The 1,805-nt window shown below is 67.5% G+C and carries 3 protein-coding genes; all 3 read left to right on the forward strand.

Annotated features, from left to right (window positions below; translation table 11 throughout):
- On the forward strand, window positions 1-440 hold a 440-nt coding region (locus B0W88_RS31565; protein WP_198938004.1), incomplete at its 5' end, for a CoA transferase.
- Window positions 441-615: 175 nt separating this feature from the next.
- The gene (locus B0W88_RS31570) at window positions 616-1,044 is read left to right on the forward strand and encodes a PAS domain-containing protein (protein WP_077038391.1); all 429 of its coding nucleotides are present in this window, start codon (window positions 616-618) and stop codon (window positions 1,042-1,044) included.
- Window positions 1,041-1,805 (forward strand): formyl-CoA transferase (locus B0W88_RS31575; RefSeq protein WP_144007131.1); only part of this gene is annotated, 765 nt, incomplete at its 3' end. The genes B0W88_RS31570 and B0W88_RS31575, both read left to right, overlap by 4 nt.

Below are 1,805 nucleotides of genomic sequence, written 5' to 3' on the forward strand. Positions count from 1 at the left end.
CGATCCAGGGCCAGGCCTGGGCGCCGATCTGCGACGCGCTGGGCAAGCCGGAGTGGAAGACCGACCCGCTGTACATGACACCCAAGGCCCGCCAGCCGCACATCACCGAGATCTTCGCGACGATCGAGGACTGGCTGAAGGACAAGACCAAGTTCGAGGCCGTGGACATCCTGCGCAAGTTCGACATCCCCTGCGCGCCGGTGCACTCGATGAAGGAGATCGCCAACGATCCGTCGCTGCGCGCCAGCGGCACCATCGTCGAGGTGGACCACAAGGCCCGCGGCAAGTACCTGACGGTCGGCAGCCCGATCAAGTTCTCCGACATGAAGGTCGAGGTCAAGGCCTCGCCGCTGCTCGGGGAACACACCGACGAGGTGCTGTCCGAACTGGGGTACAACGCTGACAACATCGCGACCCTGCACGCACTGAAGGCGGTCTGAGCTGTTGACCCCTCGCCCAGTCCCGCCCCGCTGAACGCGGGCGGGCCTGGTCGGTCCCCCGAGGGGACGGCAAGACCAGCGGCATCGAGCCGCAGGCCTTGCCAGGAGGGCCGGCTTGGGGCGGCCCGGCGCTCGGCCCAGAACAGCCGGGAGACCAACGAGGAGACAACAGCAAGTGGATATCGACCTGAAACAGCTCGTCGCCGGAGCCGGCGACGGGATCATGGTCTGCAATGCGGCCGGAGCGATCGTGCTCTGGAACGCGGCCTGCGAGCGCATCTTCGGCTTCACCGCCGAGGAGGCGCTCGGGCAGAATCTCGACATCATCATCCCGGAGCGCCAACGCGGCCGCCACTGGGAAGGCTACGCCCACACCATGGCGACGGCCGTCACCAAATACGGCGCAGACCTGCTGCGCGTGCCCGCCCTGCACAAGGAGCCGGGCAAGACCCTCTCGATCGCCTTCACCGTCTCGCTGCTGCAGGATGGCGATGGCAAGGTGAGCGGCATCGTCGCGATCGTTCGCGACGAGACCGCCCGGTTCGCCGAGATGCGCGAACTGCGCAAACGATTGACGGAACTCGAAGCAAAGGTGGCATCGTGAGTAGCAAGGCACTGGAGGGCGTGCGCGTCCTCGACTTCACCCATGTCCAATCGGGCCCGACCTGCACGCAGCTGCTGGCCTGGTTCGGGGCCGACGTGATCAAGGTCGAGCGGGCCGGGGAGGGCGATGCCACCCGCGCCCAGCTGCGGGACATCCCTGGTGCGGACAGCCTCTACTTCACGATGCTGAACCACAACAAGCGCTCGATCACGCTGGACACCAAGAAGCCCAAGGGCAAGCAGGTGCTGGACGAGCTGATCAAGACCTGCGACGTGCTGGTCGAGAACTTCGCCCCCGGCGCGCTGGACCGGATGGGCATCACCTGGGAACACATCCAGAAGCTCAACCCGAAGATGATCGTCGCCTCGGTCAAGGGCTTCGGCCCGGGCAAGTACGAGGACTGCAAGGTCTACGAGAACGTGGCGCAGTGCGCCGGCGGCAGCGCCTCGACGACCGGCTTCGACGACGGTCCGCCGATGGTCACCGGCGCCCAGATCGGTGACAGCGGCACCGGCCTGCACCTGGCCCTGGGCATCGTCACCGCGCTCTACCAGCGCACCCACAGCGGCCGCGGCCAGAAGGTGCTGGCGCCGATGCAGGACGCGGTGCTGAACCTGTGCCGCGTCAAGCTGCGCGACCAGCAGCGACTGGAGCGCACCGGCACGCTGCACGAGTACCCGCAATACCCGGACGGCAGCTTCGACGACGCCGTGCCCCGCGCCGGCAACGCCAGCGGCGGCGGCCAGCCGGGCTCCATCCTC

Origin of the sequence: Pelomonas sp. KK5 (assembly GCF_001984095.1) — a bacterium.
Classification (GTDB): domain Bacteria; phylum Pseudomonadota; class Gammaproteobacteria; order Burkholderiales; family Burkholderiaceae_C; genus KK5.